A 19,307-nucleotide genomic window follows, 5' to 3' on the forward strand; every position below is an offset into this window, starting at 1 on the left:
GGCGACCCTCCTAGTAGGACTTGGGCAGGCCGAGGCTGTGCTGGCCGACGAAGTTGAGCACCATCTCACGGCTGACCGGCGCGATCCGGCCGAGCCGCACCGCCGTGACCAGCGTGCCGAGGCCGTACTCGGTGGCGAGGCCGTTGCCGCCGTGGGTCTGGACGGCCTGGTCGGTCGCGCGGATGGCGACCTCGGCGGCGGCGTACTTCGCCATGTTGGCCGACTCCCCCGCGCCGAAGTCGTCGCCGGAGTCGTAGAGCGACGCCGCCTTCTGCGTCATCAGCTTGGCCAGCTCCAGCTCGACCTTGATCTCGGCCAGCGGGTGCGCGAGGCCCTGGTGGGCGCCGATCGGGGTGCCCCAGACCTGGCGCTGGTTGGCGTAGGAGACGGCCTTGCTCAATGCGTAGCGGGCGATGCCGAGGGAGAACGACGCACCCATGATGCGTTCCGGGTTGAGCCCGGCGAACAGCTGCGCGATCGCCGCGTCCTCCTCGCCGACCAGAGCCTCGGCCGGGAGCTTGACGTCGTCGAGGAACAGCGAGAACTGGTTCTCCGGCGCGATGATGTCCATCGGGATCTTGGTGTACTCGAAGCCGTCGGTGCCGGTCGGCAGGATGAACAGCGCGGGCTTGAGCTTGCCGGTCTTGGAGTCCTCCATGCGGCCGACGACGAGTACCGCGTCCGCCTCGTCGACCCCGGAAATGTAGACCTTGCGTCCACTGAGGACCCAGCCGTCGCCGTCGCGCTTGGCGGTGGTGGTGATCTTGTGCGAGTTCGACCCGGCGTCCGGCTCGGTGATCGCGAAGACCATCCGCTTGCTGCCGTCGGCGATGCCCGGCAGCCACTGCTTCTTCTGCTCTTCGGTGCCGAAGCGGGAGATCACGGTGCCGCAGATGGCCGGCGAGACGACCATGAGCAGCAGCGGCGAACCCGCGGCGGCCAGCTCTTCGAGCACCGCGGCGAGGTCGGCGATGCCCGCGCCCCCGCCGCCGTACTCCTCGGGGATGTTGACGCCGAGGTAGCCCAGCCGGCCGGCCTCGTCCCACAGCTCGTGGGTCTTCTCGTCCGCGCGGGCCTTGCGCGCGTAGTACTCGTGCCCGTACTTGGCGCCGAGCTCGGCGACGGCCTTGCGGAGCGCGATCCGCTCTTCCGGCTCGATGAAGTTCATCGCGTTCATTCTGCTTCTCCCACCACCGCGAGGATCGTGCCCACTTCGACCTGTTGTCCAACCGTCACCGGCAGTTCCGTCACCACGCCGTCGGCGGGGGCAGCGATCCGGTGTTCCATCTTCATCGCTTCGAGCCACAGCAACGGGTCACCGGCCTTGACCGGGTCCCCGGCCTGCACGGCGAGCCGGACGACGGTGCCCGGCATCGGCGCGACCAGCGAGCCTGCCGCGAGCGCCGCGTCCGGGTCGGCGAACCGCGGTGCCGCGGCCAGCGCCACCGAGCCGAGTGCGGAGTCCACGTAGGACACTCCGTCGTGGCGGGCGACGTCGAAGGTGCGCCGCACTCCGGCGACGTCCAGGACGACCCGGCCGGGCTCGGCGGTGACCAGTTCGGCGTCGTGACCGTCGGCTTTCAGGCCGTCGCGGGTCAGCGAGTAGACCACCTCGTACTCGCGGTCCCCGACGGAGAAGAGCTTGCGCTGCCCGGCCGAGCGGACGTTGCGCCAGCCGCTGGGCAGCCGGCCCTGCGTGGTCGCCGACACGCGGTTGCCCGCCGCGTCCGCGAGTGCCGCGGCCAGGGCCGAGACGCGCTCGGTGTCCACAGTGGCCAGCGGCGCGGCCAGGGTGTCCAGGCCGTGCCGGTCGAAGAACGCGGTGTCCGTCTCCCCGGCCAGGAACGCCTCGTGCCGCAGGATGTTCACCAGGAGGTCGCGGTTGGTGACGACGCCGTGGATCTTCGACGCCGCCAAAGCCTTGGCGAGCCGGCGGGCGGCCTCTGCGCGGGTCGGGGCCCAGGTGATCACCTTGGCGAGCATCGGGTCGTAGTGGACGCCCACCACGGACCCGCTCTCGAACCCGGAGTCGAGCCGCAGCCCGGCGCCTTGGGTGAACGCACGGTCGACGTCGGGTACTTCGAACGTGTGCAGCGTGCCGCTCTGCGGCTGCCAGCCCGCCGCCGGGTCTTCGGCGTAGAGCCGGACCTCGATGGAGTGGCCGACGGTCGGCGGCGGGTCGGCGGGCAGCCGCTCCCCCTCGGCGACGCGCAGTTGCAACGCGACCAGATCCAGCCCCGTGACGTTCTCGGTGACCGGGTGCTCGACCTGCAGCCGGGTGTTCATCTCGAGGAAGTAGAACCGGCCGTCGGGCCCGGCGAGGAACTCGACCGTGCCCGCGCCGACGTAGTCGATCGCCTTGGCGGCCTTGCGCGCGGCGTCGAACAGCTCCTCGCGCATCGCTTCATCGACAAACGGCGAGGGTGCCTCCTCGACGACCTTCTGGTGCCGGCGCTGGATGGAGCACTCCCGCTCCCCCACCGCCCACACCGTGCCGTGCCGGTCGGCCAGGACCTGGACCTCGATGTGGCGCCCGGTCTCCAGGTACCGCTCGCAGAACACGGTCGGGTCGCCGAACGCCGACCCGGCCTCCGCGCTGGCACCTTCAACCGCCTCGGCCAGCTCGCCCAGCGACCGGACCACGCGCATTCCGCGTCCACCACCGCCCGCGGAAGCTTTGACCAGGAGCGGAAGATCGTCCTGGGTGACCTGATCCGGGTCCAGTTCGGACAGCACCGGCACACCGGCGGCGGCCATCAGCCGTTTGGACTCCACTTTGGAGCCCATGGTCTCGATGGCCTCCGGCGGCGGCCCGACCCAGGTCAGCCCGGCGTCGAGCACGGCGCGGGCGAACGCGGCGTTCTCGGACAGGAAGCCGTAGCCGGGGTGGACGGCGTCGGCGCCGGTGTCGGCCGCGGCCTTCACCAGCAGTTCGGCACGCAGGTACGTCTCGGACGGTGCGTTACCGGGAAGCCGGACAGCTGCGTCGGCCTCCAAGGTGTGCGGCGCGGAGGCATCGGCGTCGGAGAACACCGCCACCGTGCCGATCCCGGCGTCACGGCAGCTGCGGAACACGCGGCGGGCGATCTCGCCGCGGTTGGCGACCAGCAGGTTCTGGATCATCGCTCACTCACATCCGGAAGACGCCGAAGCCCTCGGCGCCCTTCACTGGTCCATTGTGGATCGCGGACAGGCTCAGCCCCAGCACGGTGCGGGTGTCGCGCGGGTCGATGATGCCATCGTCGTAGAGCATGCCGGAGAGGAACATCGGCATCGACTCGGCCTCGATCTGGCCTTCCACCATGGCGCGCATGGCCTTGTCGTGCTCCTCGTTGTACTCCTGGCCACGGCTCTCGGCGGCAGCACGGGCCACGATGGACAGCACGCCGGCCAGCTGCGCCGGGCCCATCACCGCGGACTTCGCGCTCGGCCAGGCGAACAGGAACCGGGGATCGTAGGCACGGCCGCACATGCCGTAGTGCCCGGCGCCGTAGGACGCTCCCATCAGGACGGACAGGTGCGGCACCTTCGAGTTCGACACGGCGTTGATCATCATCGCGCCGTGCTTGATGATGCCGCTCTGCTCGTACTCCTTGCCGACCATGTAACCGGTCGTGTTGTGCAGGAACACCAGCGGCGTGTGGATCTGGTTGGCCAGCTGGATGAACTGCGCGGCCTTCTGCGACTCCTCGCCGAACAGCACGCCCTGGGCGTTGGCCAGCACGCCGACCGGGTAGCCGTGGATGCTCGCCCAGCCCGTCACGAGCGAAGAGCCGTACAGCGGCTTGAACTCGTCGAAGTCGGAGCCGTCGACGACGCGGGCGATGACCTCGCGCGGGTCGAACGGCACCTTGAGGTCGGTCGGCACGATGCCGAGCAGGTCCTCGGTGTCGTACAGCGGCTCGGCGTAGTCCGGCTTCGGCGTCGGCCCCTGCTTCGTCCAGTTGAGCCGCTTGATGATGTTGCGGCCCAAGCGGATCGCGTCCTGCTCGTCGACGGCCAGGTAGTCCGCCAGACCCGACGTCCGCGCGTGCATCTCGGCGCCGCCGAGCGACTCGTCGTCGGACTCCTCGCCGGTGGCCATCTTGACCAGCGGCGGCCCGCCGAGGAACACCTTGGCGCGTTCCTTGACCATCACGACGTAGTCCGACATGCCCGGCAGGTACGCGCCACCGGCGGTGGAGTTGCCGAAGACCAGCGCGACCGTCGGACAGCCCGCGGCCGACGCGCGCGTGATGTCCCGGAAGATCCGGCCGCCGGGGATGAAGATCTCCTTCTGCGTCGGCAGGTCCGCGCCGCCCGACTCGACGAGGTTGATCGACGGCAGCCGGTTCTGCGCGGCGATGTCCGCCGCCCGGAAGCTCTTCTTGGTGGTCCACGGGTTGCTGGCGCCGCCCTTGACCGTCGGGTCGCTCGCCGAGATCAGGCACTCGACGCCTTCGACGACCCCGATGCCGGTCACCAGGCTCGCGCCGACGCGGTAGTCGGTGCCCCACGCGGCCAGCGGCGAAAGCTCCAGGAACGGCGAGTCCTCGTCGAGCAGCAGCTCGATCCGTTCGCGGGCCAAGAGCTTGCCGCGCTTGCGGTGGCGCTCGACGTACTTCTCGCCGCCACCGGCCACGGCCTTGGCCTGCTCGGTGTCGATCTCGGCGAGCTTCTCCAGCATCGCCTCGCGGTTGGCGCCGAACTCGGCGGCCCGCGTGTCCACTGTGGACCTCAGAGCGGTCATGAAGTGTATCCCAATCGCTTCGCGGCCAAGCCGGTGAGGATCTCGTTGGTGCCGCCGCCGATGCCGAGGATCCGGACGTCGCGGTAGTGGCGCTCCACTTCGGCCTCGCGCATGTAGCCGAGCCCGCCGTGCAGCTGGACGGCCTCGTTCACCACCCACTCGGCGGCCTCGACGGCGGTGTTCTTGGCGAAGCAGGCCTCGGCGATGACCTCCTCGCCCGAGACGTGCCGGATCGCGGCCTGCCGGGCGTAGGTGCGCGCGACGTCGGTCTTGCGCGCCATCTCGGTCAGCTTGTGCTGCACGACCTGCCGCGAGATGAGCGGGCGGCCGAACGTCTCGCGCAGCCGGCACCAGTCCAGCGTCAGGTCGAGCGCGCGCTGGGCGTGGGAGTACGCCTGCACGGCCAGCGAAAGCCGTTCGGTGACGAACTGGGTGGCCACCTGCGCGAAGCCGCTGTTCTCGGCACCCACCAGGTTCTCCACCGGCACCCGGACGTCCACGTAGGACAGTTCGGCGGTGTCGGAGCAGAGCCAGCCCATCTTCTCGAGCTTGCGCGACACGGTGAACCCGGGCGTCCCGCGTTCGACGACGATCAGCGAAAGCCCGTGCGCGCCGTCGCCGCCGGTGCGCACGACGGTCGTGACGAAGTCCGCGCGGCAGCCGGAGGTGATGTAGGTCTTGGCGCCGTTGATGACGTACTCGTCGCCCTCGCGCACGGCCGTGGTCCGGATCCCGGCGACGTCGGAGCCACCGTCGGGCTCGGTGACGGCGAGCGAACCGATCTTGTCCCCGGCGAGGGTCGGGCGCACCCAGCGTTCGATCTGGACCGGGTCGTTCGCCTCGGCGATGTGCGGGACGGCGATGCCGCAGGTGAACAGCGACGCGAACAGCCCGCCGGAGCCGCCGGCGTAGTGCATTTCCTCGGCGACGACGAGCGCGTCGAGGTAGTTGCCGTCACCCCCGCCGATCTCCTCGGGGAACGCGACCCCGAGCAGGCCGAGGTCCCCGGCCTTGCGGTGCAGGTCGCGCGGCAGCTCGCCGGCGCGTTCCCAGTCGTCGAGGTGCGGCAAGACCTCCTGCTCGACGAACCGGCGCACGGTCTTGCGCAGCTCGGCCCGCTCGGGCGTCCGGAACGGATCGGTCACAGGAGCACCTCGGGGATGTCGATCTCACGGGACCGCAGCCACTCGCCGAAGGCCTTGGCCTGCGGGTCGAACCGCGCCTGCGACGCGACGCCCTCGCCGAGGATCCCCTCGACGACGAAGTTCATCGCCCACAGGTTCGGCAGCAGGTAACGCGTCACCGGCAGGCCGGCGGTCTCGGGCAGCAGCAGCTTGAACTCGGCGACGGTCAGCCGGTGCACCAGCCACCGCCAGGCCTCTTCCGAACGCACCCAGACGCCGAGGTTGGCGTTGCCGCCCTTGTCGCCGCTGCGGGCGCCGGCGATCGTGCCTAAGGGCACCCGGCGCACGGGCCCGTGGTCGACGGGCTCGGGCAGCGCGGGCTCGTCCACTTCGGACAAGTCCAGAGTGGACACTGAAGGCGCTATGTCGACACGCATCCCGTCCGGCAGCACGGCGACGTGCGGGACCTGCCCGGCGTCCACATAGGCCGCGGTGTAGACGCCGTAAGGCGAGGCGTCGGACGGTGGCGCGGTGACGTGGAACCCGGGGTAGCTGGCCAGCGCCAGCTCGACGGCGGCCCCGGTGAACGCGCGCCCGGCGACCTTGGGGTCGGCGTCCTTGACGGCGACGTGCAGCAGGGCGCTCGCGGTCTGCTCGGTTTCGGCGTCCGCGTGGTCGGTGCGGGCCAGTGTCCACTTGACGTCGGCGGGCGGGCGATCCTTCAGCGCTGCTTCGAGTTGTTCGCGCACCAGCGCGGCTTTCGCCTCGATGTCGAGTCCGGTGAGGACGAACGTCGTCTCGTTGCGGAACCCGCCGAGGGTGTTGAGCGCGACCTTCAGGGTCGGCGGCGGAGCTTCCCCGCGGACGCCGGAGATGCGGACGCGGCCGGGGCCGTCTTCGGTCAGCGAGAGCGTGTCGAACCGGGTCGTGACGTCCGGCCCGGCGTAGCGCGCGCCGGTGATCTCGTACAGCAGCTGCGCTTTGACCGTGCCGGTGTTCACCACTCCCCCGGTGCCCGGGTGCTTGGTGATGACGCTGGAGCCGTCGGCCTCGATCTCGGCGATCGGGAAGCCGGGCACGCCCAGGGAGTGCTCGGTGAAGAAGGCGTAGTTCCCGCCGGTGGCCTGGGCGCCGCACTCGATGACGTGCCCGGCGGCGACCGCGCCAGCGAGGGCGTCGAAGTCGTCGCGGGCCCAGCCGTAGTGCGCGGCCGCCGGGCCGACGATCACCGAGGCGTCGGTGACCCGCCCGGTGACGACGACGTCCGCACCCGCGTTGAGGCACTCCACGATGCCCCAGGCACCGAGGTAGGCGTTGGCGGTCAACGGTTTCCCGAGACTCAGTTCGTCGGCGCGGGCGACCAGGTCGTCGCCTTCGACGTGCGCGATCTTGACGTCGAGCCCGAGCTTCGCCGCCAGTTCGCGCAGGGCGTCGGCCAGGCCGGCGGGGTTGAGCCCGCCCGCGTTGGCGACGATCTTGACGCCCTTTTCCCCCGCCAGCCCGAGGTTTTCTTCCATCTGGCGCAGGAACGTCTTGGCGTAGCCGCGGTTCGCGTCCTTCATCCGGTCGCGGCCGAGGATGAGCATGGTCAGCTCGGCCAGGTAGTCGCCGGTCAGGACGTCGAGCGGGCCGCCGGTGAGCATCTCGCGGACGGCCGAGAAGCGGTCGCCGTAGAAGCCCGAAGCGTTGCCGATGCGGTAGGTCATGCGAACTGCCCCGGCTTCCGGCCTTCCCCGGGAGGACCGGCGAAGGCCTGCGCGATGGTCAGCCACTCCTCGACGTCGGCGCCGTGCGCGACCAGGTCCGTGTCGGCCGGGTGCCGCCGCTGGGTGACGACCAGGCAGAAGTCCACCGCGCTGCCGGTGAGCTTCTGTTCGGCGTCTTCGGGGCCGAACGCCCAGGTGGAGCCGTCGGGCGCGGCCAGCTCGACGCGGAACTCCTCCGCCGGCGGCGCCAGCGAGTTGAGCAGGTAGGCGAAGTCGCGGGTGCGGGTGCCGAAGCGGGCGATGTGCCACAGCCGCGCGGTCGGCTCGCGGGCCAGGCCGAGCGCGTCGAAGATGTCCTGGCCGTGCGCCCAGGTCTCCATCAGGCGGGCGGTGACCATGGAGGCCGCGCTCATCGGCGGGCCGTACCAGGGCAGCTTCTGCCCGTCCGGCACCGCGGCGAGGGCCCCGGCTAGCGCGGCCCGGCCGGCGCGCCAGTCTTCGAGGATCTCGAGCGGCGGCCGCTCCGCCCCGGCCGCGGCGCCGTCGTCGACGTAGGTCTCCCCCACCTTGAGGAGCTCCTCGACCTCGGCCTGCCAGTCCTCCGGGTGGGCCGCCGCGATGAAGGCCTTGCGGTCGGTCCAGGCCAGGTGGGCGATGGTGTGCGCGATCGTCCACCCCTCGGCAGGCGTCGCGCGCGCCCAGTCGGACGCGGGCAGGTCCGCCACCACGTCGTCGATCGTCCGTGTCTCCGCGTCGAGATCCCCGAGGATCACGCCGAGATCCGCCATCCGCCGCCTCCTTGCGTCCTGCCGCCCAGCGTCGCACCGGCCGCCGGAAAAATCAAGCACGCCTGATTGTTTCGCACCGGACGCTGCGGACACACTATTGACATCTTGCCAGTAGTGGCGGACTGCAATACTTTCCTAAGCATGGCCGACTACGCCGAGATCACCTACGCCGTCGCGGACCGGATCGCCACGGTGACGCTGAACCGCCCCGCGGCGCGCAACGGCTACACGATCCGGATGGCCGACGAGCTCGGCGCCGCGATGGACCGCGCGGACCGCGACGAGGACGTCCGCGTCGTCGTGCTGACCGGGGCGGGCAAGGACTTCTGCGTCGGCGCCGACCTGTCGCAGGGCGGCTTCGACTTCGACCCGGCGACGGGCCCGGACGCGGCGTGGCAGGAACCCGCCGGCCGGTGCTCGAAGCGGATCTTCACGATGAACAAGCCGGTGATCGCGGCCCTGCGCGGCGCGGCCGTCGGCGCGGGAAGCACGATCACGCTCCCCTGCGACTACCGCCTCGCCTCGGAGGACTCCCGGTTCGGCTTCGTGTTCACGCGGCGCGGCATCTACCCCGAAGGCGCGTCGGCGTGGTTCCTCCCCCGGCTCGTCGGGATGGGCACCGCACTCGATTGGATGATCAGCGGCCGCGTCTTCCCCGCGGCGGAAGCCCTCGAAAAGGGCCTGGTGCACAAGGTGTTCCCGGCCGGGACCGTGCTGGACGAGGCGTACCGGCTGGCCGGCGAGATCATCGCGAACACGGCCCCGGTGTCGGTCGCGGTGACCCGGCAGCTGCTCTACCGGATGGCGAGCGCCGATTCGCCGTTCCCGGTGCACGAACTCGACTCCCGGCTGATCGGCGGGCTCGGCGCGAACCCGGACGCTGTCGAAGGGGTCATGTCGTTCCTCCAGAAACGGCCACCGTCGTGGAGCATGCGCGTCGAGAAGGACCTGCCCCCGTATCTCCCCTGGTTGGACGAATGAGCCTCTACCCGCCGCAGCCCTGGAACCTGACCGCCGACGCGCGGGTGTCGATCTGGCGCGTGCCGGCCGCGGACCTGCCCACGGTGGCCGCCGAACCGCTGGTGATCGCCGGGCACGCGTCGGTGTTCACGGCCTGGATCGACTACACCCCGCCCGGGCAGCTCGCCTACCACGAACTACTGGCGGCGGTGGCGGTCAAGGGCCGCCGGGTGTCGTGCTCGATCACCGAGATCTGGGTCGACAGCGAGGCGTCCCTGGCGGGCGGCCGCGAGCTGTGGGCGATCCCGAAGGACCTGGCAACGCTGGACTTCACGAGCGGCCGCACCTTCACGGCGACCGCGGCCACGACAGAGGACTGGATCGCGACGGCGGCCTTCCGGCGCCGGGCGGGGCTGCCGGTTCGCCTCCCGACGTCGTTCGAGGTGGTCCAGGAACGCGACGGCCTCCTGCGCACTCCCGTCGGGGCGAAGATCAGCCCACGCCCGGCGTCGGCGGACTGGAGCTTCAACCCCCGCGGCCCCCTGTCCTACCTGGACGGCCGACGCCCGGTGACGAGCCTGGAGCTGCCCGCCTCCGAGCTTCGCTTCGGCGCCTGAGCACCTGACCAAACGTCTTGAATGAGTCATTCAGGTCTTCGGACGTCCTGAATGACTCATTCAAGACATCGCCGCGCCCGGGTTCCCGACCGGACCACCGGGCCCCCGTGGTCCACCCTCCTCGCGGCGACCTCGGAACCTACTCGCGAGGCCCTCGACCCGCCTCCTGAACTGCGCCTCTGGGTGATCACGTAACCCGGCAGGGTGAGCTCGCGACACGCCATCTGGGGTCCCGCGCGCACATCGACCCCTACATGTAGTCTCTGGTGACCGGCAACGCCCAGCGACGGGGAGACCGCTGCAGAGTACTGCCGGGCAGCTTTGAAGAACCTGCAGCGCACGGCCTCGCGAGGCCGTGCGGCGATCCAACGCGCCCATTTTTTCGAGAGCCCAGTGGAGACACGCATGTCAGTCGAAACCGGTCAGCGGCCGTCCGCTGCCGACACACCCACCGCGATCCGGGTCATCCGGCGGGACGGCAGCGTGTCGCCGTTCGACGCCGGGAAGATCTCGGTCGCGCTGACCAAGGCGTTCCTCGCGGTCGAGGGTGGCGACGCCGCCGCGTCCTCCCGCGTGCACCACGTCGTCGCGGAGCTGACCCAGCAGGTCGAGACCACCCTGCTGCGCCACGCCGGTCCCGAGACCGCCCTGCACATCGAGCAGATCCAGGACATCGTCGAGCTCGCTCTCATGCGCGGTGAGCACCACAAGGTCGCCCGCGCGTACGTCCTCTACCGCGACGAGCGCAGCAAGGCCCGCGAGGCCGTCAAGCCGGCCGCCACCGAGGTCGCGCTCAACGTCAAGGGCACCGACGGCGTCCTGCGCCCGCTCGACTGGGCCCGCGTTTCCCACGTCGTGGGCGAGGCCGTCGCCGGGCTCGAAGACGTCAGCGCCGAGCCGGTGCTGGCCGAGGCCAAGCGCAACCTCTACGACGGCATCAGCGCCGACGAGCTGGCCCTGGCCCAGGTCCTGGCCGCCCGCGTGCTGGTCGAGCAGGAGCCGAACTACTCCTACGTCTCCGCCCGCCTGCTGCTGGACAAGCTGCGCGGCGAGGCCCTGAGCTACCTCGCGAAGAAGCCGCGCCTGGCCAGCCAGGACGAGATGGCGACCGAGTACCCCGCGTACTTCCGCGCCTACCTGCGCCGTGCGGTCGAGCTGGAGCTGGTCGACGGCGAGCTGCTGTCCTTCGACCTGGACAAGATCACCGCGGCCATCAACGCCAAGCGTGACCTCGACTTCGGCTTCCTCGGCCTGCAGACGCTCTACGACCGGTACTTCCAGCACCACGACGGCACCCGCTTCGAGCTGCCGCAGGCGTTCTTCATGCGCGTCGCGATGGGCCTGGCGATCCGCGAGGACGACCGCGAAGCGCGCGCCATCGAGTTCTACGAGCTGCTCTCGACGTTCCACTTCATGGCCTCGACCCCGACGCTGTTCAACTCGGGCACCACCCGCGCGCAGCTGTCGTCCTGCTTCCTGACCACGGTGGACGACGACCTGGACTCGATCTTCCAGGCCTACAAGAACAACGCGCTGCTGGCCAAGTACTCGGGCGGCCTCGGCAACGACTGGACCCCGGTCCGCGGCCTCGGCGCCCACATCAAGGGCACCAACGGCCAGTCGCAGGGCGTCGTGCCGTTCCTCAAGATCGCCAACGACACCGCCGTCGCGGTCAACCAGGGCGGCAAGCGCAAGGGCGCGGCCTGCGCGTACCTCGAGACCTGGCACGTGGACATCGAGGAGTTCCTCGACCTGCGCAAGAACACCGGTGACGACCGCCGGCGCACCCACGACATGAACACCGCGAACTGGGTGCCGGACGAGTTCCTCCGCCGCGTCGAGGCCAACGCCGAGTGGACGCTGTTCTCGCCGAACGAGACCCCGGACCTGCACGACCTCTACGGCAACGAGTTCTCCGCCCGCTACCGCGAGTACGAGGCGATGGCCGACCGCGGCGAGATCAAGGTGTTCCGCCGGATCCGCGCGGTGGAGCTGTGGCGCCGCATGCTGACCATGCTGTTCGAGACCGGCCACCCGTGGATCACGTTCAAGGACCCGTGCAACCTGCGCTCGCCGCAGCAGCACGTCGGCGTCGTGCACTCGTCCAACCTGTGCACCGAGATCACGCTGAACACCACCACCGACGAGGTCGCGGTCTGCAACCTCGGCTCGGTGAACCTGCTCAAGCACGTCACGCCCGAGGGCCTGGACACGAAGCGCCTCGAGAAGACCGTGCGCACGGCCGTCCGCATGCTGGACAACGTGATCGACATCAACTTCTACACGATCCCGGAGGCGCGCCGCTCCAACCTGCGCCACCGCCCGGTCGGCCTGGGCATCATGGGCTTCCAGGACGCGCTGTTCGAGATCGGCGTCCCGTTCGCCTCCGACGAGGCCGTCAAGTTCGCCGACGTCTCCATGGAGCACCTCTCCTACTACGCGATCTCGGCGTCGACCGACCTCGCCGAGGAGCGCGGGCAGTACCAGTCGTTCGAGGGATCGCTGTGGAGCAAGGGCATCCTGCCGATCGACTCGATGCAGCTGCTCATCGACGCGCGCCGCGGTGACGGCCTCGACGTCGACCTGTCGTCCACTTTGGACTGGGCGCCGCTGCGCGAGCGCGTCAAGACCGTCGGCATGCGCAACTCCAACGTGATGGCGATCGCGCCGACCGCGACGATCTCCAACATCTCCGGCGTCGGGCAGTCGATCGAGCCGCTGTTCCAGAACCTGTTCGTCAAGTCGAACATGTCCGGCGACTTCACCGTGGTCAACCCGCACCTGGTCAAGAGCCTCAAGGCCCGCGGCCTGTGGGACGAGGTCATGGTCAGCGACCTCAAGTACTTCGACGGCAGCCTCGGCCGGATCGACCGCGTGCCGGACGACCTGAAGGCGCTGTACGCGACGGCGTTCGAGATCGAGTCGAAGTGGATCGTCGACGCCGGTTCGGTGCGCCAGAAGTGGATCGACCAGGCGCAGTCGCTGAACCTCTACATCGCGGCGCCGAGCGGCCGCAAGCTCGACGAGCTGTACCGCTACGCGTGGCACAAGGGCCTCAAGACCACGTACTACCTGCGGGCGCAGTCCGCGACGCACGTGGAGAAGAGCACCCTGCGCGGCACCGACGGCAAGCTGAACGCCGTCTCGGCCACCCCGGCCCCGGCGGCGCCCGCGGCCGCCCCGGCGCCGTCGGCTTCGGTCCCGGCCGTGCCGGTGACCGCGCCGGAGCCGAAGGAGATGCCGAAGACCGACGTGGACTTCGTCGCCACCGAGGGCGCCGCCTGCCGCATCGACGACCCCGACTGCGAATCCTGCCAGTAAGGAACCCTGGAACATGACCAACGTGGAGACCACGGACGCGACCGGCCTCGGGGAGATCGAGGTCGGCGCCGCCCGGATCAACGTCGACGACAAGCGCATGATCAACGCGCGCGCCGACGTCAACCAGCTGCTGCCGATGAAGTACACGTGGGCCTGGGAAAAGTACCTGGCCGGCTGCAACAACCACTGGATGCCGACCGAGGTCGCCATGCAGGCCGACATCGCGCTGTGGAAGTCGAAGGACGGCCTCACCGAGGACGAGCGGCAGATGCTCAAGCGCAACCTGGGCTTCTTCGCGACCGCGGAGTCCCTGGTGGCCAACAACATCGTGCTCGCGGTGTACCGGCAGATCACCAACCCCGAGTGCCGCCAGTACCTGCTGCGCCAGGCGTTCGAGGAAGCCGTGCACACGCACACCTTCCAGTACATCTGCGAGAGCCTCGGCCTGGTCGAGGGCGAGCTGTTCAACATGTACCGCGAGGTCCCGTCCATTTCGGACAAGGACGCGTGGGCGCTGAAGTACACGCAGCACCTGGAGGACCCGGACTTCAAGACCGGGACACCGGAGGCCGACACGGCGTTCCTGCGTGACCTCGTCGCGTTCTACGTGATCTTCGAGGGCATGTGGTTCTACACCGGCTTCGCGCAGATCCTGTCGCTGGGCCGCCGGAACAAGATGGTCGGCATCGCCGAGCAGTACCAGTACATCCTGCGCGACGAGTCGATCCACCTGAACTTCGGCATCGACTGCATCAACCAGATCAAGATCGAGAACCCGCACCTGTGGACGCCCGAGTTCCAGGAAGAGGTCCGCGGGATGCTGAAGGACGCGTGCGAGCTCGAGGTCAAGTACGCGCGCGACACGATGCCCCGCGGCATGCTCGGCCTGTCGGCGCAGCTGTGCGAGCAGTACATGCACTTCATCACCGACCGGCGCGCGCAGCAGATCGGCCTCCAGCCGATCTTCGGCGAGACCGAGAACCCGTTCCCGTGGATGTCCGAGGCGATGGACCTGAAGAAGGAGAAGAACTTCTTCGAGACCCGCGTCATCGAGTACCAGTCGGGCGGCGCCCTCGACTGGGACTGATCCCTCGCCGACCAGGGTTGGTCATGAAGGGCACCCTCATGGACATAAGAGCCATGAGGGTGCCCTTCATGGCGTACGGGCGCCCGCGTGCGGGGGCAGGATCCTTCCCAGGCAGGAACTCTCGTCTTTTCCGCCGCAAGGTCCCGGGTCGAAGGTGGAGACACCACCGACGAGGGAGAGTTCTCATGGCCAGGACCAGCGTCACCTTCACCAGCGCCGGCATCGACATCGCCGCCCACCTCTACATTCCCGACGACGCCAACGGCGCTGCCCTCGTCGTCGGCCACCCCGGCACCGGCGTCAAGGAGCAGACCTCGGGGACCTACGCACGCCTGATGGCCGAGCGGGGCTTCGTCACCCTCGCCTTCGACGCCGCCCACCAGGGCGAGTCCGGCGGCCTGCCGCGCGGCCTGGAAGATCCCGCCCAGCGGATCGAAGACTTCAAGGCCGCCGTCTCGTTCCTCACCACCCGGCCCGAGGTCGACTCCGGCCGGATCGGGCTGCTCGGCATCTGCGCCTCCGGCGGTTACTCGCTGGCCGCCGCCGGCGGTGATCACCGGGTCAAGGCCGTCGCGACCGTGTGCACCGCCGAGCCCGCCCGCCAGTTCCGCCACGGCGCCGACGGCACCCAGGACCCGGCCGTCTTCCAGGGCCTGCTCGACGCCGCCGCGCAGGCACGCACGGCCGCCGCCCGGGGCGAGGACCCCGGCGTGCTCACCATGTTCCCGGAGACCGCCGAACAGGCCGGCGCGCTCGGCGGCGAACACGGCATCGAGGGCTGGGAGTACTACTGCGGCGCCCGCGGCTACCACGAACGCTCGGCGAAGTTCCTCACCTGGGACAGCGTCGACAAGATGGCTTCCAGCGACGTCTTCCACGCCGTGCCGCTGATCGGCCCGCGCCCGATCCTGCAGATCCTCGGCGAGCGCGCCGTCACCGCCTGGATGGGGCTGGAAGCCCACCGGCGCGCCACCGGCCCCGCGGAGATCCACTGGATCAAGGGCGCGAGCCACGTCGACCTCTACGACAAGCGCGAGTACATCGACCTCGCTGTCGGCAAGCTCACCGATTACTTCGCCGTCACGCTGGACAAGTGACCTAGACTCGGACCCGCCACTGGTTCCCCGGGGTTCGCCCCGGGGAGGCAACAGGGAACCCGGTGCGAATCCGGGACTGCCCCGCAGCGGTGAGTGGGAACGAAAGCCGTCAACGAAGCACTGGGCGCGAGCCTGGGAAGCGACGGCCGGTAGGCGAAGGCACGGCGCCCACGAGTCCGAAGACCTGCCCGTGGTGCGCGCGCCGACGGCGTGCGCGAGTCCGGGCCTCGCGGGATGGGCACGACCGAAACGCTCGCCTTCGCGCGCGTCCGGACTCTTCGGACCAGCTCGCGAGGAGAGAGCTTGTGACCATCGGCACCACTGTGCTGGGCTGCCCCCGGATCGGCCCGGACCGGGAGCTCAAGCGCGCCCTGGAGCGCTACTGGGCGGGCAAGATCGACGAGGCCGCGTTGCTGGCCGTCGGGCGGGAACTGCGTCAGCGGACCTGGCTCGACCTGCGGGACGCCGGCCTGGATTCCATCCCCTCCAACACGTTCTCGCACTACGACCACGTGCTCGACACCGCCGAGCTGTTCGGCGCGCTGCCCGCACGCCCGGGTCTTTCACCGCTCGACACGTACTTCGCCGCCGCGCGAGGCGTCCAGGACGCACCGGCGCTCGAGATGACCAAGTGGTTCGACACCAACTACCACTACCTCGTCCCGGAACTGGGCCCGGACACCGAGTTCACCCTCGCCGGGACCAAGCCCCTCGACGAGTACCGGGAGGCCCGCGCGCTCGGCATCGAGACGCGGCCGGTGCTCGTCGGGCCGGTGACGTTCCTGCTGCTCAGCAAGGGCACCGGCGGGTACGACCCCCTGGACCTGCTCGACGCGCTCCTCCCCCGCTACGCCGACCTGCTGGCGCAGCTGCACGACGAGGGCGTCGAGTGGGTGCAGCTCGACGAGCCCGCGTTCGCCGCCGACCGCACCGAGGCCGAGCTGAACGCGCTGATCCGCGCGTACCACCGGCTCGGCAAGGTGACCGCGCGGCCGAAGCTGCTGGTCGCCGGGTACTTCGGCGGCTTGGGCCGCGGGCTCGGCGTGCTGGCCCGCTCCCCCATCGACGCGCTGGCCGTCGACCTGGTCTCCGATGAGTCCTTTGTGGACGCCGTGGCGGCCGAACCAGCGTTGCGGGACAAAGAGGTGCTGGCCGGGGTCGTCGACGGGCGCAACGTCTGGCGGACCGACCCGCAGCGCGCGCTGAGCCGGGCCGCGACCCTGCTCGGCGTCGCGAAGTCCGTCAGCGTGTCGACGTCGTGCTCGCTGCTGCACGTGCCCTACGACGTTGCCCGGGAAGACCTGCACCCGCGGCTCGCGAGCTGGCTTTCGTTCGCGCGGCAGAAGGTCGACGAGGTCGTGCTGCTCGGGCGCGCTCTGCGGGGCGAGTCCCCGGACCTGACCGCCGCGCGGGCCGCGGTCGCGGACCGGGCCTCGGCGGCCGAGCTGGCCGATTCCGGCGTCCGCGAGCGGCTGGCCACGCTTCCGGACGTCGCCCGGGCGCCGTACGCGGAACGCGCGGCGGCGCAGGCAGAACTCGGGCTGCCGCCGCTGCCGACCACGACGATCGGATCGTTCCCGCAGACCCTGGACGTCCGGCGCGCGCGGGCCGCGCACCGCGCCGGGACCCTCGACGACGCGGGCTACGCCGCCGCGATGCGGGCCGAGGTCGAGCGCGTCATCCGGCTGCAGGAGGAGCTGGGACTCGACGTCCTCGTGCACGGCGAGCCCGAGCGCAACGACATGGTGCAGTACTTCGCCGAGCAGCTGACCGGGTTCGCCGCGACCGCGCACGGCTGGGTCCAGTCCTACGGCTCCCGCTGCGTCCGGCCGCCGATCCTCTACGGCGACGTCTCGCGGCCGGCGCCGATGACAGTCGAGTGGGCGCGCTACGCCCAGAGCCTGACCGCGAAGCCGGTCAAGGGCATGCTGACCGGCCCGGTGACGATCCTGGCGTGGTCGTTCGTCCGCGACGACCAGCCGCTCGGCGAGACGGCGCGGCAGGTGGCGCTGGCGATCCGCGACGAGGTGCACGACCTGGAGGCGGCGGGCATCCGCGTCGTCCAGGTCGACGAGCCGGCGCTGCGGGAACTGCTGCCGCTGCGCGCCCGCGCGCAGCAGGCGTACTTCGACTGGGCGGTGTCGGCGTTCCGGCTGGCGACGTCCGGCATCGCCGACGCGACGCAGATCCACACGCACATGTGCTACTCGGAGTTCGGCGAAGTGCTGCCGGCGATCGACGCGCTGGACGCGGACGTCACGTCGATCGAGGCGGCGCGGTCGAAGATGGAGGTGCTCACGGACCTGAACGAGGGTGGCTTCGGCCGCGGTGTCGGGCCGGGGGTGTACGACATCCACTCGCCGCGGGTGCCGTCGTCGGCCGAGGTGGCCGGTCTGCTGCGGACGGCGGTGGGTGCGGTGCCGGCTTCGCGGGTGTGGGTGAACCCGGACTGCGGGCTGAAGACGCGGGGGTACGCGGAGGTCGAGCCGGCGCTGCGGAACCTGGTGGCGGCGGCCCGGGAGGTGCGCGCCGAGCTGGACTGAGGCCGGAGCCCCGGGCGGGAGCATCCGCCCGGGGCCGTTCAGTACGCGTAGCGGCGCACGGTTTCCGGGTGGAGCACCAGCCGGACCTGGTCCACCGCCAGGATTCCGGCGAGGTCCGCGGCACGGGCCGGATCGTCGAGATCCCAGTACCGCGCGGCCAGCCGGGACGCCAGGTCGTGCGCGCCGCCTTCTTCCACCGTGACGCGGCCGGCGACCGAAACCCACCGTTCGCGCTCCCCCACCGGCGCGGCGACCACCAGAGAGGCACGGGCGTCGCGGCGCAGGCGCCGCACCTTGGGCGCGTCCGGCTCGGTGAACAGCTGGAGCGTGCGGTCGGCGGCCGCCTCGAACCACACCGGGCGGGGCTGGCCGCCGGCCACGGTCAGGAACCCGTGCAGGGGCCGGCGGAGGAACTCGAGGTCGTGTTCGGTCAACGCGGTCATGCCGTCGAGTCAACCCGACCGGCTCGGACGATCCCATGGGCAAGACCCCGGAATGCCTGCATGATCGTCTAACCTCGGGGACGTGGACGCGTTCGGTGACCTGCGGGCGCACGGCTCGCTGTTCGGCAGCTCGGCCCTCTCCGCGCCTTGGGCGCTGCACTTCGTCGACGGCGCGCCGCTGACCCTGTGCACCGTCCTCGACGGCGGCGGCTGGGTCGTGCCGGACCACGGCGAGCCCGAGCCGCTGAACGCCTACGACACGGTCGTCGTGCGCGGGCCCGGCACTTTTTCCTTCGTCGACGAGGTCGGCACACCGGCCGAGCCGGTCTCCTGCGGCGAGCACTGCGCGACGCCCGAAGAAGGCGGGACGCGGCACCGGCGTGGCTGGCACGACCCCGGCGACGGCGCGACGACGCTGATCGTCGGCGCCTACCCGGTGCGCGGCGAGATCGGCGCGCGGCTGCTGGACGCGCTGCCCACCGTCCTGCGCGTCGCCGGTGGCGGCACGGGCGACGCCGTGCTGGACCACCTCGCCGCCGAGGTCGCCGTCGACGCGCCCGGGCAGCAGGTGGTGCTCGACCGGCTGCTCGACTGGATGCTGGTCTGCACGCTGCGCGAGTGGTTCGACCGGCCGGGCGGCGAACCCCCGGCCTGGTGGACCGCCCAGCGCGACCCGGTGGTCGGCCACGCGCTGCGCCTCCTGCACGCCGAGCCGGCGGCGCCGTGGACGGTCGGGTCGCTGGCCGGCCGCACCGGCGTGTCGCGGTCGACGCTGGCCAAGCGGGGGGGCGCCCCCCGCGCGGGGCCCCCCCGCGGCGACCCCAAACCCCCCCCGGTGGGGGGCCCCGGGCCCCCGCGGGGGGGGCGCCCCCGAAAGACCCACCCCGGCAGG

The 19,307-nt window shown here is 70.7% G+C and carries 14 protein-coding genes and 1 riboswitch; of the genes, 7 read left to right on the forward strand and 7 right to left on the reverse strand.

Annotated features, from left to right (window positions below; translation table 11 throughout):
• Window positions 1-10: 10 nt before the first annotated feature.
• Genes QQ657_RS25615 through QQ657_RS25640 form a run of 6 tightly spaced genes read right to left on the reverse strand, consistent with a single transcriptional unit; the run spans window position 11 to window position 8,347 of the window.
• On the reverse strand, window positions 11-1,177 hold the full coding sequence (locus QQ657_RS25615) for an acyl-CoA dehydrogenase family protein (RefSeq protein ID WP_284744784.1): 1,167 nt from the start codon (window positions 1,175-1,177) through the stop codon (window positions 11-13).
• Window positions 1,174-3,123, reverse strand: coding sequence for an acetyl/propionyl/methylcrotonyl-CoA carboxylase subunit alpha (locus tag QQ657_RS25620; RefSeq protein ID WP_284744785.1), 1,950 nt, complete (start codon window positions 3,121-3,123; stop codon window positions 1,174-1,176). The genes QQ657_RS25615 and QQ657_RS25620 overlap by 4 nt, the downstream gene beginning before the upstream one ends.
• A gap of 7 nt (window positions 3,124-3,130) precedes the next feature.
• Window positions 3,131-4,729, reverse strand: coding sequence for an acyl-CoA carboxylase subunit beta (locus QQ657_RS25625; protein ID WP_284744786.1), 1,599 nt, complete (start codon window positions 4,727-4,729; stop codon window positions 3,131-3,133).
• On the reverse strand, window positions 4,726-5,874 hold the full coding sequence (locus QQ657_RS25630; protein WP_284744787.1) for an acyl-CoA dehydrogenase family protein: 1,149 nt from the start codon (window positions 5,872-5,874) through the stop codon (window positions 4,726-4,728). The genes QQ657_RS25625 and QQ657_RS25630 overlap by 4 nt, the downstream gene beginning before the upstream one ends.
• Window positions 5,871-7,559 (reverse strand): acyclic terpene utilization AtuA family protein, encoded by a 1,689-nt coding sequence (locus QQ657_RS25635; RefSeq protein WP_284744788.1) that lies wholly within the window; start codon window positions 7,557-7,559, stop codon window positions 5,871-5,873. The genes QQ657_RS25630 and QQ657_RS25635 overlap by 4 nt, the downstream gene beginning before the upstream one ends.
• Window positions 7,556-8,347 carry a TIGR03084 family metal-binding protein gene (locus QQ657_RS25640; RefSeq protein WP_284744789.1) on the reverse strand — a complete coding sequence of 264 codons (792 nt, stop codon included), beginning with the start codon at window positions 8,345-8,347 and terminating at the stop codon, window positions 7,556-7,558. Before QQ657_RS25640 ends, QQ657_RS25635 begins: the two co-directional genes overlap by 4 nt.
• Before the next feature lie 141 nt (window positions 8,348-8,488).
• Here QQ657_RS25640 and QQ657_RS25645 point away from each other — a divergent pair, with 141 nt between their 5' ends.
• The 6 genes from QQ657_RS25645 to metE all read left to right on the forward strand — a co-directional run bounded on the left by QQ657_RS25645 (window position 8,489) and on the right by metE (window position 17,972).
• Window positions 8,489-9,328 carry an enoyl-CoA hydratase-related protein gene (locus QQ657_RS25645; RefSeq protein ID WP_284744790.1) on the forward strand — a complete coding sequence of 280 codons (840 nt, stop codon included), beginning with the start codon at window positions 8,489-8,491 and terminating at the stop codon, window positions 9,326-9,328.
• Window positions 9,325-9,924, forward strand: a complete 600-nt coding sequence (locus QQ657_RS25650; protein ID WP_284744791.1) for an acetoacetate decarboxylase family protein — start codon at window positions 9,325-9,327, stop codon at window positions 9,922-9,924. The genes QQ657_RS25645 and QQ657_RS25650 overlap by 4 nt, the downstream gene beginning before the upstream one ends.
• A 405-nt stretch (window positions 9,925-10,329) precedes the next feature.
• Window positions 10,330-13,245, forward strand: coding sequence for a ribonucleoside-diphosphate reductase subunit alpha (locus QQ657_RS25655; RefSeq protein ID WP_284744792.1), 2,916 nt, complete (start codon window positions 10,330-10,332; stop codon window positions 13,243-13,245).
• A 13-nt stretch (window positions 13,246-13,258) separates the two neighbouring features.
• A complete protein-coding gene (locus tag QQ657_RS25660; protein ID WP_284744793.1) occupies window positions 13,259-14,332 on the forward strand; it encodes a ribonucleotide-diphosphate reductase subunit beta in 1,074 nt (357 codons plus the stop codon).
• Window positions 14,333-14,517: 185 nt separating this feature from the next.
• On the forward strand, window positions 14,518-15,429 hold the full coding sequence (locus tag QQ657_RS25665) for an alpha/beta hydrolase (protein ID WP_284744794.1): 912 nt from the start codon (window positions 14,518-14,520) through the stop codon (window positions 15,427-15,429).
• A gap of 3 nt (window positions 15,430-15,432) precedes the next feature.
• Window positions 15,433-15,635: riboswitch (cobalamin riboswitch) on the forward strand.
• A gap of 99 nt (window positions 15,636-15,734) precedes the next feature.
• Complete coding sequence (metE, locus tag QQ657_RS25670; protein WP_284744795.1) at window positions 15,735-17,972, forward strand: 5-methyltetrahydropteroyltriglutamate--homocysteine S-methyltransferase; 2,238 nt, start codon at window positions 15,735-15,737, stop codon at window positions 17,970-17,972.
• A 38-nt stretch (window positions 17,973-18,010) separates the two neighbouring features.
• Here the strand turns inward: metE and QQ657_RS25675 are convergent, their stop codons facing one another.
• On the reverse strand, window positions 18,011-18,415 hold the full coding sequence (locus QQ657_RS25675; protein WP_284744796.1) for a pyridoxamine 5'-phosphate oxidase family protein: 405 nt from the start codon (window positions 18,413-18,415) through the stop codon (window positions 18,011-18,013).
• Between the two features lie 82 nt (window positions 18,416-18,497).
• Here QQ657_RS25675 and QQ657_RS25680 point away from each other — a divergent pair.
• Window positions 18,498-19,307, forward strand: an 810-nt coding sequence (locus QQ657_RS25680; protein WP_284744797.1) for a cupin domain-containing protein, incomplete at its 3' end; no start/stop codon positions are given.

Source organism: Amycolatopsis ponsaeliensis (assembly GCF_030182635.1).
GTDB classification, from domain to species: Bacteria; Actinomycetota; Actinomycetes; order Mycobacteriales; family Pseudonocardiaceae; genus Amycolatopsis; species Amycolatopsis ponsaeliensis.